General features: G+C 63.4%; 10 protein-coding genes. 2 read left to right on the plus strand and 8 right to left on the minus strand.

What is annotated here, in order from left to right:
- Window positions 1–3 precede the first annotated feature (3 nt).
- The 4 genes from kdpB to ABWK72_RS10455 form a co-directional block, all read right to left on the minus strand.
- A complete protein-coding gene (gene kdpB, locus ABWK72_RS10440) occupies window positions 4–2,028 on the minus strand; it encodes a potassium-transporting ATPase subunit KdpB (RefSeq protein ID WP_367874731.1) in 2,025 nt (674 codons plus the stop codon).
- 59 nt (window positions 2,029–2,087) lie between these two features.
- Window positions 2,088–3,875: a potassium-transporting ATPase subunit KdpA gene (gene kdpA, locus ABWK72_RS10445; RefSeq protein WP_367874732.1), complete on the minus strand. Its 1,788-nt coding sequence runs from the start codon at window positions 3,873–3,875 to the stop codon at window positions 2,088–2,090.
- Window positions 3,876–3,887: 12 nt separating this feature from the next.
- Window positions 3,888–3,971 (minus strand): K(+)-transporting ATPase subunit F, encoded by an 84-nt coding sequence (gene kdpF / locus ABWK72_RS10450; RefSeq protein WP_367875331.1) that lies wholly within the window; start codon window positions 3,969–3,971, stop codon window positions 3,888–3,890.
- 565 nt (window positions 3,972–4,536) lie between these two features.
- On the minus strand, window positions 4,537–5,619 hold the full coding sequence (locus ABWK72_RS10455; RefSeq protein WP_367874733.1) for an L-dopachrome tautomerase-related protein: 1,083 nt from the start codon (window positions 5,617–5,619) through the stop codon (window positions 4,537–4,539).
- Between the two features lie 157 nt (window positions 5,620–5,776).
- Here ABWK72_RS10455 and ABWK72_RS10460 point away from each other — a divergent pair, with 157 nt between their 5' ends.
- Window positions 5,777–7,342 carry a glycine--tRNA ligase gene (locus tag ABWK72_RS10460; protein ID WP_367874734.1) on the plus strand — a complete coding sequence of 522 codons (1,566 nt, stop codon included), beginning with the start codon at window positions 5,777–5,779 and terminating at the stop codon, window positions 7,340–7,342.
- Between the two features lie 247 nt (window positions 7,343–7,589).
- Here the strand turns inward: ABWK72_RS10460 and ABWK72_RS10465 are convergent, their stop codons facing one another.
- From ABWK72_RS10465 to ABWK72_RS10475, 3 genes are read right to left on the minus strand one after another with little or no spacing between them, the layout of a single operon-like run.
- Window positions 7,590–9,437: a GH32 C-terminal domain-containing protein gene (locus ABWK72_RS10465; RefSeq protein WP_367874735.1), complete on the minus strand. Its 1,848-nt coding sequence runs from the start codon at window positions 9,435–9,437 to the stop codon at window positions 7,590–7,592.
- On the minus strand, window positions 9,434–9,913 hold the full coding sequence (locus ABWK72_RS10470) for a hypothetical protein (protein ID WP_367874736.1): 480 nt from the start codon (window positions 9,911–9,913) through the stop codon (window positions 9,434–9,436). The genes ABWK72_RS10465 and ABWK72_RS10470 overlap by 4 nt, the downstream gene beginning before the upstream one ends.
- A gap of 19 nt (window positions 9,914–9,932) precedes the next feature.
- Entirely contained in the window at window positions 9,933–11,312 is a 1,380-nt protein-coding gene (locus ABWK72_RS10475; protein ID WP_367874737.1) for a sugar porter family MFS transporter, read from the minus strand.
- Between the two features lie 109 nt (window positions 11,313–11,421).
- Between ABWK72_RS10475 and ABWK72_RS10480 the strand changes: the two genes are divergently transcribed.
- Window positions 11,422–12,549 carry a substrate-binding domain-containing protein gene (locus ABWK72_RS10480; protein ID WP_367874738.1) on the plus strand — a complete coding sequence of 376 codons (1,128 nt, stop codon included), beginning with the start codon at window positions 11,422–11,424 and terminating at the stop codon, window positions 12,547–12,549.
- Here ABWK72_RS10480 and ABWK72_RS10485 read toward each other — a convergent pair whose 3' ends face one another.
- A complete protein-coding gene (locus tag ABWK72_RS10485; protein WP_367874739.1) occupies window positions 12,550–13,086 on the minus strand; it encodes a CAP domain-containing protein in 537 nt (178 codons plus the stop codon).
- Window positions 13,087–13,149: the final 63 nt, after the last annotated feature.

Here is a 13,149-nt window from a genome sequence, read left to right on the forward strand (position 1 = left end):
GATTCAGACGAGGTGAAGGTTCGAAACAACGAGGTCGATGGCCTTGATGCCGGCGAAGGGCAGAAGCAGGCCGCCAAGCCCGTAGACGAGCAGGTTGCGCCGCAGCACGACCATCGCGCCCAGCGGCTTGTAGGCCACGCCCTTGAGAGCCAGCGGGATCAGGGCGATGATGATGAGGGCATTGAAAATCACCGCGCTGAGGATGGCGCTCTGCGGTGAGGCGAGCTTCATCACGTTCAGCGGCGAGATCGCCGGGAAGGTGACCATGAGCATCGCGGGAATGATGGCGAAGTACTTGGCCACGTCGTTGGCGATCGAGAAGGTGGTCAGGGATCCGCGGGTCATCAGGAGCTGCTTTCCGATCTCCACGATCTCGATGAGCTTGGTCGGGTTGCTGTCGAGGTCGACCATGTTGCCGGCTTCCCGGGCGGCCTGGGTGCCGGTATTCATCGCCACGCCGACATCGGCTTGGGCAAGGGCGGGTGCGTCGTTGGTGCCGTCGCCGGTCATCGCGACCAGGTGGCCCGCTGCCTGTTCGGCGCGGATGCGCTTGAGCTTATCCTCCGGCGTGGCTTGGGCCATGAAGTCGTCCACACCGGCTTCCGCGGCGATGGCGGCGGCGGTCATCGGGTTGTCGCCGGTGATCATCACGGTGCGGATGCCCATCTTGCGGAGTTGGGCGAAGCGCTCCTTGATGCCGCCTTTCACCACGTCCTTCAGCTCGACGACGCCGAGCACCTGCGTCCCTTCGGCCACCACCAGCGGCGTGCGGCCGGCGCGGGCTGCGGCTTCCACGGCATGGGTGACATCCGCCGGGAAGCGGCCACCCTGGCCTTCCACCCAGCGCTGCACGGACTCTGCCGCGCCCTTGCGGATGCTGCGGCCATCCATGTCCACGCCGCTCATGCGGGTCTGCGCGGTGAAGGGCACGAAGGTCGCGTGCGGCTGCTGGAGTTCGCGGGCGCGGATGTTGAACAGCTCCTTCGCCAGCACCACGATGCTGCGGCCTTCGGGCGTTTCATCGGCGAGCGAGGCGAGCTGCGCGGCATCGGCGAGCTGCTGTTCGGTCACGCCCGGAGCGGGCAGGAAAGCGGAGGCCATGCGGTTGCCGATGGTGATCGTGCCGGTCTTGTCTAACAAGAGCACGTCGATATCGCCCGCCGCTTCCACCGCACGACCGCTGGTGGCGATCACATTGCGGCGGATCAAACGGTCGATGCCCGAGATGCCGATGGCGCTCAGCAAGCCGCCGATCGTCGTCGGGATGAGGCAGACCAGCAGCGCGACCAGCACCGGTGTGGTGAATTCCATCCCGGCGTAGATGCCGAAGGGCTTCAGGGTGATGCAGACCAGCAGGAAGATCAGGGTCATCGCCGAGAGCAGGATCGTCAGCGCGATCTCGTTCGGAGTCTTCTGACGCGTCGCGCCTTCCACCATCGCGATCATCCGGTCGAGGAAGGTATTGCCCTTCTCCGAGGTGATCTTGATCACGATGCGGTCGCTGATCACGCGGGTGCCGCCGGTCACGGCGCTGCGGTCGCCGCCGCTCTCGCGGATCACCGGGGCGGACTCGCCGGTGATGGCCGCTTCATCGACGCTGGCGATGCCTTCGATCACCTCGCCGTCGGCAGGGATCACGTCGCCGGTCTCGCAGACGACCGTGTCGTTCTTCTCGAGGGCGTTGGCGGGCACCGGTTCTTCCTTTCCATTCTTCCCGAGGCGGCGGGCGATGGTGTCCTTGCGGGCCTTGCGCAGGCTGTCCGCCTGGGCCTTGCCGCGGCCCTCCGCGACGGCCTCGGCGAAGTTCGCGAACAGCACCGTGAACCAGAGCCACACGGCGAGCTGGATGATGAATCCGTGGCTGTCCTTGCTGGTGAAGATCGAGACGGTGGTGAGCACCGCCCCCACCTCGGTGACGAACATCACCGGGTTCTTCACCATCAGGCGTGGATCGAGTTTCTTGAACGACTCCGCGAGCGCAGGCAGCACGATGGCCTGGTCGAAGAGGGATGGAGCTTGAGTGGACATGGGATGGAAATTTGAGATTTGAGATTTGAGATTTGAGATTTGAGATTTGAGATGAGGTGTTAGAACAGGTTGCCGCCCTGCATCAGGAAGTGTTCGACGATCGGGCCGAGGGCGAGGGCGGGCAGGAAGTTGAGCGCGCCGATCAGCAACACGGTGCCGATCAGAAGCACCGTGAAGGTTCCGCCGGAGACCGGGAAGGTGCCGGGGCTGGGCGGTGAGATCTTCTTCTTCACCAAAGAGCCGGCCAGGGCCATGACCGGCACGATCATCAGGAAGCGGCCGATCAGCATCGCGATGCCCAGCGTGACATTGTAGTGCGGATCGCCGTTGGCAGGGTTCGCCGTGAGGCCGGCGAAGGCGCTGCCGTTGTTGGCCGTGACCGAACTGTAGGCATACAGGATCTCGCTGAAGCCGTGCGGGCCGGAGTTGTTCAGCCCGGCGAGTCCCCAATCCGCCACGGTGGCCCAGGCGGTGAAGCCCAGGATCAACATCGTCAGCACCAGCAGCGCGAGCATCGCCATCTTGACCTCGAAGGCATTGATCTTCTTGCCGAGATACTCCGGCGTGCGGCCGACCATCAGGCCGGCGATGAAGACCGCGAGAATCACGAAGACGATCATGCCGTAGAGCCCTGCGCCCACGCCGCCGATGACCACCTCGCCCAGCTCCATCATGAAGAGCGGGATCAAGCCGCCGAGGGCCGTGAAGGAATCGTGCATCGCATTCACCGCACCGCAGGAGGCCGCGGTCGTGATCACCGCGAAGAGCGAGGAATTGAAGATGCCGAAGCGCACCTCCTTGCCCTCGAGATTGCCATCCGCCACCGCCACGCCGAGCGCCTGGTGGATCGGATTGCCCTGCGCCTCCGCCCACCAGCAGGTCAGGGTGCCAGCGACGAAGAGGATCATCATGGCCGCCCACACGGACCAGCCGTGCTTCTGATTGCCCGTCGATTTGCCGAGATACCAAGTGAGGCCGCTGCCGATCGCGAAGATCGAAAGCATCTGCACGAAGTTCGAGAGCGGCGTGGGATTCTCAAAAGGATGGGCCGCATTCGCGTTCACGTAGCCGCCGCCATTGGTGCCGAGCATCTTGATCGCCACCTGTGAAGCCATCGGGCCCTGGACGATCTTCTGCTGGTCCACGATGGTCGGGGTGGTCACCGTTTCACCGGCGTCATTGGTGCTTTCCACCTGCACCGTCCGGGCCTCCACCACCTGCGCGGTATCGTAGCCCTTGAAGTTCTGGACCATGCCCTGCGAGGCCAGGAAGACCGCGATGGCCACGCAGACCGGGAGCAGCAGGTAGTAAGTGGTGCGCACCAGATCGACCCAGAAATTCCCAAGGGTGGATGCGGAGTGCCGCGCGATCCCCCGCACCAGTGCCGCCGCGATCCCGATACCGGTCGCCGCCGAGACGAAGTTGTGGAAGGTCAGTCCGACCATCTGGGAGAAGTACGACATCGTGGACTCACCCCCGTAGCTCTGCCAGTTCGTGTTGGTGGTGAAGCTGACCGCGGTATTGAAGGCCAGCGCCGGGCTCAAGGCCGGCAGCCCCTCGGGATTCAGCGGCAGCAGATGCTGGAGCCGCAGGATCGCGTAGGTGAAGAAGAGGCCCACGAGGCTGAAGAGCAGGAGGGCGAAGGTGTAGCCCTTCCAATCCTGCTCCTTGTCCTTGTCGACGCCCATCACCTTGTAAGTGAGCCGTTCGACCGGGCGTAGTACCGGATCGAGCCAGGTCTTGCCATGCGGGTCGAGGACCCGCGTGAGATAGATCCCGACCGGTTTGGTAATCGCGGCCAGGATGCCCAGGAAGAGGGCGAGTTGAAGCCAATCGTTCGCGTGCATGGGGAGCGGGTGTTAGAATTTCTCCGGCCGGATCATGGCCGTGAACAGATAGGCGAGGAGGGCGAGGGCGATCAGCCCGGTGACAATGGTTTCCATGGCTTTCAGAGGTTGCCGCAGAAGCGGGCGTAACAGACGGCGAGGCCGAAGAAGCCTGCCGTGACGGCGAGGTAGACGAGGTTGTTCATTCGCCACCATCGTCCCACGGGATTCCCGGAGCAGGAGTCAAAGCCCTGCCGGAAGGCGTCAAAAAAGTATCAAGGTCGCTGCCGGAGATCTCGCACCGGGTGCGCCTTGAGAGCCCTCTAACCACCTCTGCGTCCTCCCGGCAATCCCGACATCGCCACAAACGGACGGCTCCACTGGGAGCGCCGCGGCACCGCCCGGCAGAATGGTCCCCGACTGATCTCCCATCATTTTAGTCCGCAGGAACATGACGGCGCTTTCCATTCGCGCCGCGTGATACGTCCCCCGCCCGAGGGTGGGTTCTGCCCGGCGGTGCCACGGCGCTCCCAGTGGGGCCGCCCGTAGGCGGGAGCGTGGGGATCGGGAGTAGAACGCAAGATGTGGGCACTTGGCAGCCCCGCAATGCTCCAAGCGATACCGAACCGCCAGCCGCGAGCTGAAAATCGATAGCCAGGAGTCATCCCATTCTAACCGACCCTCACGGCAGCTTCACCCGGAACGCCCGGTAAGGATAGCTCACTTTGTCCTCGCCGCCATTGTAGCCCGGCCGGCGGTGGATCTGCGCGCATGTTAGATACAGGTATCCGTCCGACCCCACCCCCAGAGAGTCCGGCCAGATCAGACGATCATCCGTTACCAAGGTCTCCACCTTGCCCTGCGGCGTCACATACTTGATCGCCTTGCTCGCGGAGTCGGTGAGGAAGACGTTGCCCTTCGCATCCGCGACCATGCCATGGCACACGCCGGTTTCAGCAACGGCCTCGACCTTCTTGCCCAGCTCCTCCGCGGGCAATCCGGCATCCGCCAGATACTTCGTCTCGATCCGGTAGAGCTTCGTCTGATTGATCGCGCGGTAGTAGAAATACTTCTCGTCCTTCGTCAGTGCGATCCCGTTTACATTGGAGGAGAACGCCTTCCCCTCCCCGTCCACGACATCCTTACCATCGAGGTGGAGTTTGAAGCCGGGTGTCGCAAGGGTCGAAGGATGTTCCTGTAGGGCGATCCGTGTCTTGCCGCTTTCCAAATCAAGCACGACGATCGCCTTCAGCCCCGGATCGGAGAGATAGGCCAAGCCATGTCCGAGATCCACGCACACATCATTCAGCGCGCTCTTGTCCTTCGGCAGATCGGGGAAATCGTAGACCTTCGCCACCGCGCTCTTCGCGAGGTCGATCCGGACCAGCTTGAAGTAGCCGCCCTTCGCCCCGCTCTCCTTGCCGAAGATCGAGGCCGCCGCACCCGGCGCGGAATCGAGCACCCAAAGGTCATCTGACTTATCCACGAAGAGATCCTGCACGTTCACGAAATGCCTCTCCGGTTTGGTGGTGTCGTAGCGGTTCCACTCCTCGTCCGGGAAGGGCTTGCGCCGGTCGCCCACGATCTCGGTCAGGGCGTGGAGGAAGGGCTCCCTGTGGGGAAAGGAGACGAAGACCCGATTTGGGAGTGAAGCCACCGCCATACCGATCGGCTGGTTTTTGCCGAAGGAGGCGACCTCTTCCAAATCAGCCGCTTGGGAGGCGGTGGCGAGGAGAAGGGCGAGGAATGCGCGGAAGGCTGGCATCCAAGAGCTTTAGCGTGGTTCGCGAAGCATGCAAACCGGCTTGCCGGGACCATTCCGCCGCACGAAGGGCAGTGCAGACCCCCTTTCAAGGCCATAATCCCGCCTTGCCGCCCGCCGCCCGGCCTGATTCCATCCGCGCCCCGACCCGCTCGACCCTATGGCCAACAAGGACTTCACCGACCCCGCCCGCATGGAGAAAATCGTCTCCCTGTGCAAACGCCGCGGCTTCATCTTCCAAGCCGGTGAACTCTACGGCGGTCTCAACGGGTGCTGGGACTACGGCCCGCTGGGTGCCGAACTGAAGCGCAATCTCAAGGAATATTGGTGGCGCAAGACCGTCCAGGAGCGCGATGACGTGCTCGGCCTGGACGGCGCGATCCTGACCATGGAGCAGGTGCTGGTTTCCTCCGGCCACGTCGGTGGATTCAGCGATCCGATGTGCGATTGCCTGCTCTCGAAGGCCCGCCTGCGCGCCGACCAGATCCCGGCACAGGACGGCACAGCGGTCTATTTCAAGGGCGCCAAGCACGAGGCCACGAACTGGAGCGTCGAGCGCGTCTTCGCCGTGTTGGTCGCGCCGGGGAAGGACCCGATCGAGTCCCACAAGACCGCCCGCAAGTTCTACGGCGAGCTGATGCCGGACAAGAAGATCTCCCCGAAGGAACTCGAGCTGATCGAGGACCGCCGCGAGGAAGTCACCGGCACCACTTCCTTCAATCCGGAGAACGGCGGCCTGCTCACCGAGCCCCGCCAGTTCAACCTTATGCTGCAGACGAACTTCGGCGCGACCGGTGATCAGATCGCCTACCTCCGCCCGGAGACCGCGCAGTCGATCTTCGTCCAATACAAGAACGTCCTCGACTCGAACCGGATCAAGCTGCCCTTCGGCATCGCCCAGGTCGGCAAGTCCTTCCGCAACGAGATCAACCCGCGGAACTTCACCTTCCGCAGCCGCGAGTTCGAGCAGATGGAGATCGAGTATTTCTGCCGCCCGGAAGATGGCTTGCGCCTGACCGATGAGTGGCTGGAGACCCGCCTGACCTTCTACGGGGAAATCGGTATCCCGCGCGAGAAGCTCCATGTCCTGGACATCCCGGATGGCGAGCGCGCCTTCTACTCGCAGAAGACCTACGACATCGAATACGAATTCCCCTTCGGCATCCAGGAGCTGGAAGGCGTGGCGTACCGCACCGACTACGACCTCGGCGTCCACCAGAAGGGCTCCGGCAAGCCGCTGCTCTACTTCGATGAGGAGACCAAGGAGAAGTTTCTGCCCCACGTCGTGGAACCTTCCGCCGGTTGCGACCGCACCGTGCTCGCGCTAATCTGCGAAGCCTTCGATGAGGAAACCCTCACCGATGACAAGGGCAAGGAAGACCTCCGCACCGTGCTGCGCTTCGTCCCTCGCATGGCCCCGGTCAAGGTCGGCATCTTCCCGCTGCTGAAGAACAATCCCGAGTTGGTCCGCATCGCCAAGGAGATCCAGAAGAAGCTCCAGCCCTGGATGAACGTCTTCTACGATGAAGGCGCGGCCGTCGGCAAACGCTACCGCCGCCAGGACGAGATCGGCACACCCTTCTGCGTCACGGTGGACTTCGATACCCTCGGCGAAAACGACCCGGCCAACACCGGCACCGTCACCATCCGCCACCGCGACTCGATGGAACAGGAACGCATGCCCGTGGATGCGCTGCTGCCGTGGTTGCTGGAGCGGGTGCGGTAAGGGGATTCACCGCTTCACGGACGGCTCTTCCGCTGGGAGCGCGGAGCCACCGGCCCGCAGAAGCAACCCTTGTCGCCCGGCAATTCGCGCGATGCGGGTGGATAGCGCCGTCGCCTTTCTGCATGTCTTTCCTATACCCGGAGCGGTCCGGACCATTCTGCGGGCCGGTGGCTCCGCGCTCCCAGCGTTAGAGCCGTCCTTCTTACACGACGAGAAGGTGGAGTAGCGCAGAGCCCGATCGCCCCCCCTACTTCCCCTTATCCCCCCACATCGACTTGAGCTCGTGCACGCTCATCGAGTGAATCTTTACCTCGCCACCCTCCGCCTTCACCGAGAGACCCTCCTGCTTCGGCAGGAAATACCGCGTGGACGAGATCTCCCCCTGGTTCACGAAGGTCTCCACCGAGGCCCGGTCCACGAGGATTTCCACACTCTTCACCTCCCCCTGCGCCGCGTGCGGCCCGGTTCCCGACTCCACGGTCTTCGATGTCAGGATCACCGGATAGCCCCGCAGATTGAAGGTCAGCTTGGCCCCTTCCGGGATGCTCAGCTCCGCCTTGATCCGGAATAGCTCTCCGGACTTCGCCAGTGGAAGTTCCTCGCCGGACTTCAGCTCGCGGTTGCTCCACTTCTCTTCCCCTTGCTCTAGCATCTCCAGCTCCCGGATCGGCTCGCGGAAAATCCGCAGGCCATCCGGGGTCTCGCGCAGCGTCAGCTCACACGGGAAAGACACCTGCTGGCTGAAGGGCATGCCGGGAAAGTCGGAGCCGCGCATCCACGCGAGTTGGATGCGCCGACCGTCGGCCTTGTCCGTATTGTCGAAGCTCTGGGTCGCGTAGAAATTGTGCCCGCCGATGTCGCAGAAGATGCGCGGCGTCTCTTCCTTGAACTGCGTGCCATCGAAGCTGCCCAGCGAGTATTTTCCATCGGCATGGACGAGCGCCCACTTCTTCACGGCCGGATTGCCTTGCACCGGCAGCTCGAAGAAGTCCGGGCACTCGTATGCGTCGTTGATCAACTGGTTCTCATTCTTCCATTCGAGCAGATTGGTGGAGGTGAAGATGTGATACGCGCCATTCCCATACATCATCATCACCCAGTGCTTGGAGGGCTCGTGCCAGAAGACCTTCGGATCGCGCTCCGGGAACACCAGAAACGGATTCTTGTCGTAGTGCTTCCAGGTTCGTCCGTGATCGAGGCTGTAGGATAGCCCGTGGCTTTTGTTGTCGTTCCGGGTCCAGAAGGCGACCATCGGCGGGTTCTTCTCGTCGGGGGAAAGCCCGGAGCTGTTCCGGTAGTCGATCACGCAGGTGCCGGACTGCACCCCGCTGTCCAGCTTCTCCTCCCAGAAGGCGGGCTCGAGTTCCTGCCAGTGGATCAGGTCCCGGCTCACCGCGTGGATCCAGCACTTGTTCCAGCGCTGCGCGAAGAGGTGATACTCGCCATCGTAGTAGACCAGGCCGTTGAGATCGTTGAGCCAGCCGTCCTGGCGCATGCCGGGGTTCAGGCGGTCCGTGATCCACTGCCGGGCGGTGAAGTGGAATTGCGGGCGCAGCGCCTCTTGATAGAGCGTCCCCTTCTCCACCGGCATCACCTCCGGCTTGTCGGTCATCAGGATGCGCTCGACATTGATATGCCCCCAGCCGCCCTCCGCTTCATCCGTGATGCGCAAGCGTGCACTGCGGCCCGCATATTCTTTCAGGTCCCAGGAAGCGGGCATCAGACGGTCGCTATTGCGGCCCGTCGCGCTCTTCACCACCTTGCCGTCCACCAGCAGATCCATGCACGCGTGGCGCTCGTAGTCGCCGCCGCCGATCCGGAAGGAAATGTAGCGTCCGGTGATCTTGAATTCGGGAGAGGTCAGCGTTCCGGCCGGTCCGTCCCCCTCGACCTCGCTGGAGGCCACGCCATCGCCAGCCGAGTTCTCGATCTCCAGCCTCTTGAGTAGATCGCCTGAAGCCGGACCGGGATCGAAGGCCTTGCCGGTCTTCTTCCAATTCCCATAGCTGTGTCCTTTGAAATCGCCGAGCGGCACATCGGCAGCCGTCGCGAGACCTAGGCTCCCCGCCAAAATGAAACAAGTCAGTCCGTTCATGATTTTGATAAAGTTTCCTGTGAATCGATCACCATCTGCCCCGCGGGAATCTCCAGCAGCAGCTCCGCGCCGTAGTTCAGGCCCTCAACGAAGGGCAGCAATAGCTCCAGCACGTCCGGGCTCTGGAAATGCTCCGGCTTGGTGTCGGGATGCGGAAAATAGATCAGGCCCTCCACCACCTCCGCCCCCGGGTGAAGCAGCCGCACGTCGAAGAAAGAAAAGTCCTCCGCCGGCTCGATGGGATGCCACTTCACGTCCCGGAAGGTGTAGCGCGCCTTCCCCACCCGGTAGCGGCAGGGGGCGATGCTCACGTTCAGCGTTCCAAGATGGAAAGTTCCCAGATCAAGGCCCAAGGCTTTGAAGAAGGGGGTCTGCATCCGCAGCGTTCCGCCGGGAAAGCGCGGGTTTCCGTTCCGGCCGGAGGCCACTTGATGACCCTGCACGATACGTGCCGGGACAGTTTGCCAGGGTGACATGCGCGTGATTCTTGTTAGATCAGATTTTCTTGTCCATGTCCTCCAGCGCGACCTGCTTGGTCTCCGGGAACATCCGGCCGACCACGAAGATCTGCAGCAGCATCATCGCTGCGAAGAAAGCGAAAGGGAGCCCGGCCCCGGGCTCGCCCACCTTCTTGGCCAGCAGCGGGAAGGTCCATGAAACCAGCATCGCCATGAACCAGTGCGTGAAGCTGCCGAGGGTCTGGCCCTTGCCGCGCACTGCGGTGGGGAAGATCTCGCTGATGAAGACCCAGATCACCGCACCCTGGCCGAAGGCGTGGCAGACCACGAAGCCGCCGAAGAGCCACACCAACAACTCCCGGTGCTCGGTGCCATTGAAGATCCACGCCACCAGCGCCAGGCTCACGCCGCAGCCGACCGTGCCCCACATCAGCAGCGGCTTGCGACCCACCTTGTCGATGATCGCCATGCCGACCAGGGTCGAGAGCAAGTTCACCACCGCGAGCATGACCGTCTGCATGGCGCTCGAGTCCTTGCTGAAGCCTGCCATCGTGAAGATCGGATCGGCATAGTACCAGAGCGCATTGATCCCGCCGAGTTGGTTGAACATCGCGATGGCGATCGCAAGGAAGACCGCCTTCGAGTGGGTCTTCGTGAAGAGCGGCGCGGAGCCCGCACTCTTCTCCCCGTGCACGGATTCCCGGATCGCGGCGACTTGCGGCGCGACGTCCGCCACGCCGATCCTCCGCAACACCGTGGCCGCTTCGTCATCCCTACCGGTCATCACCAGCCAGCGCGGGCTGCGCGGGATCAGGAATAGCGTGACGAAAAAGGCCAGGGCCGGCAGGGCCTGCACACCCAGCTTCCAGCGCCACTCCACGTCGCCCAGGTCCATCCGGCCGATCGCGAGATTGGAAAGATACGCGATCAACACGCCGAGCACGATATTGACTTGGAAGCAGGCCACCAGCCGACCGCGCCAGGACGCCGGCGCGATCTCGGCCAGATACATCGGCGCCAGCACCGAGGTCGCCCCCACCGCGAGCCCGCCGAGAATACGCGCGATGATCATCATCCATAGGCCGTTGGCCAGCGCACAGCCAATCGCGCAGAGCAGGTAGAAAGCGGCCGCGATCTTCAGGCAATCGCGGCGCCCGTAGAGATCGCCCGGCTTGGCGGCCGCCAGAGAACCGACCGCCGCACCGGCCAGGGTGGCGGCGGTCATGAAGCCCTGTTCGCCTTCCGTAAGCTGGAAGAGCGCTTTCAATTGATCCTGGCATCCGGAGATCACCGCCGTGTCGAATCCGAAGAGCAGCCCCCCGAGCGCGCCGACAAGCGTGGCCCCGATCAGGGGTGCGGTGATTCTAACCGGAGCCGATGGCTCCAATCGACCGAGGCTTGGGTTTGCCGGGCTCATGGTTCGGGAATCCTTCGGCATCGGGACGAACCGGGCCAACCGAAGATTTGACAAGCTCCAAAAAACCAGCCATGTCCGCAACTGGATCAGCACTGACAGATTCTTTCAAATGGATAGCTCTACCAAACATCGGACAATTTCCCGTGAGCTGGCAGCCGAGATCCTGGCCGGTCACTACCGGCAATCCGGACGGCTGCCCAGCGAGACCCAGCTCGTCACCCGCTTCAAGGTCTCCCGGCCGACCATCGGGCGTGCCCTGCGCAGCCTCCAGGAACAGGGATTGGTCGAGCGCCGCGCAGGCTCAGGCACCTATGTCCGGTCCGGTACGGACCGCCCGGCGGAGATGCTGTCTACCAGTCCGCAACTGGGCATGATCGTCCCCAGCCTTCGACAGACCGAGATCTTCGAGTCGATCTGCGGGGAGCTCGCCAGCCTGGCGCGCGTGGATGACTTCGGCCTGTGGTGGGGTGGCAGCACCTCCCACCTGAGCGAGACGAAGATGACGGTGCAGGAAGCGGAGGAGCTTTGCACCCGCTTCATCGAGCGCGGCGTGGCCGGCGTCTTCTTCGTGCCCTTCGAACACCAGGCCGACCGCGAGGCAGCGAACCGCCGGATCACCGAACGCCTGCGCCAGGCCGGCATCCCAGTGGTGCTGATCGACCGCGATATCAGCCCCTTCCCCACTCGGAGCGAGTTCGACCTGGTGGGCGTGGACAACTTCGCCGGCGGCTACATGCTCGCGGAGCATTTGATCAAGCTCGGGATGCGGCGCCTGGCCTACATCATGCGCCCGCTCACGGCCTCCACCGTGGATGCACGCATCGCCGGCGCACGGATCGCAATGCTCAACCATGGCCTCGAACCGCCGCGCAATTTCGTCTATGCTGGCGACCCCACGGACACGAAATTCGTGCGCTCCTTTGCCCAGGCCCAGCGCCTGGATGCAGTGCTCTGCACCAGCGACCACATCGCCGCCCAGCTCCTGCAATCCCTGAATCGGCTCGGCATCAACGTGCCCAAGGACCTGCGGCTGGTCGGCTTCAACAATGTCCGCTTCGCCAGCCTGCTGACCATCCCGCTCACCACCATGGAGCAGCCCTGCCGGGACATCGCGCTCACCGCCTTCAATGCACTGCGCGAGCGGATCGCGAATCCCACCCTGCCGCCGCGCACCCTGATGGTCACTCCGCGGCTCGTGGTCCGCGAGAGCTGCGGAGCCTATCTGCACGCCAAGTGATCACCACGCCGTGGGATTTCCAGCCGGGACCGAGCCGCGGGGACCGGGTCCGGTCTTGGCGGCGAAGATCTGGGTCGCCCAAGTGCCACCCTTGCCGTCGCGCGCCACGCCGATGCCGGTAGCATTCCATTCGCCGAGCAGGTTCTTGCGGTGCCCGCTGGAGTCGATCCACACGCGCATCATCGCGCTCGCCGAAGGTGCGCTCTTCCCGTGCCAATCGAGCACGTTCTCGGCCACGGATCCCATTCCGTAGCGGGCTGCCGACTCGTCGCTACGATAACCGAAGCCGTTGTGGTCCCGCTTGTTCCTTGCCAGCATGTCTTCGGAGTGGCGTTGTGCCAACTGGTCCAGACCGGCGTGGCGCGAAAGCCCGCTCTTGCCCATGGATTTTCGGTAGGCATTCGCTTCCTTCTGGATCCCCGCTGCCAAGGCGGCAGATACCGCGGGCTGCACCGCCTTCCGGTTCGGATCGGCTGGGCTGGATGAACAAGCGGAGCAGAGGGAAACGATCCCGAGCAAGGCGGCGACACGGAACATATCTCGCATGATGACGCGGAGAATGACGGCAGCTCCCAAGGAGTCCACCTGTTTCGGTGTCCT

The organism is Luteolibacter sp. Populi (genome assembly GCF_040801775.1).
In the GTDB taxonomy this organism is placed as follows: Bacteria; Verrucomicrobiota; Verrucomicrobiia; order Verrucomicrobiales; family Akkermansiaceae; genus Haloferula.

Excerpts from the sequence above, each read along its gene's own strand:
- ABWK72_RS10460 (WP_367874734.1), top strand. The coding sequence starts at position 5,777 with ATGGCCAACAAGGACTTCACCGACCCCGCCCGCATGGAGAAAATCGTC.
- kdpB (WP_367874731.1), bottom strand. The coding sequence starts at position 2,028 with ATGTCCACTCAAGCTCCATCCCTCTTCGACCAGGCCATCGTGCTGCCT.
- ABWK72_RS10455 (WP_367874733.1), bottom strand. The coding sequence starts at position 5,619 with ATGCCAGCCTTCCGCGCATTCCTCGCCCTTCTCCTCGCCACCGCCTCC.
- ABWK72_RS10485 (WP_367874739.1), bottom strand. The coding sequence starts at position 13,086 with ATGTTCCGTGTCGCCGCCTTGCTCGGGATCGTTTCCCTCTGCTCCGCT.
- ABWK72_RS10470 (WP_367874736.1), bottom strand. The coding sequence starts at position 9,913 with ATGTCACCCTGGCAAACTGTCCCGGCACGTATCGTGCAGGGTCATCAA.
- ABWK72_RS10465 (WP_367874735.1), bottom strand. The coding sequence starts at position 9,437 with ATGAACGGACTGACTTGTTTCATTTTGGCGGGGAGCCTAGGTCTCGCG.
- ABWK72_RS10480 (WP_367874738.1), top strand. The coding sequence starts at position 11,422 with ATGGATAGCTCTACCAAACATCGGACAATTTCCCGTGAGCTGGCAGCC.
- kdpF (WP_367875331.1), bottom strand. The coding sequence starts at position 3,971 with ATGGAAACCATTGTCACCGGGCTGATCGCCCTCGCCCTCCTCGCCTAT.
- kdpA (WP_367874732.1), bottom strand. The coding sequence starts at position 3,875 with ATGCACGCGAACGATTGGCTTCAACTCGCCCTCTTCCTGGGCATCCTG.
- ABWK72_RS10475 (WP_367874737.1), bottom strand. The coding sequence starts at position 11,312 with ATGAGCCCGGCAAACCCAAGCCTCGGTCGATTGGAGCCATCGGCTCCG.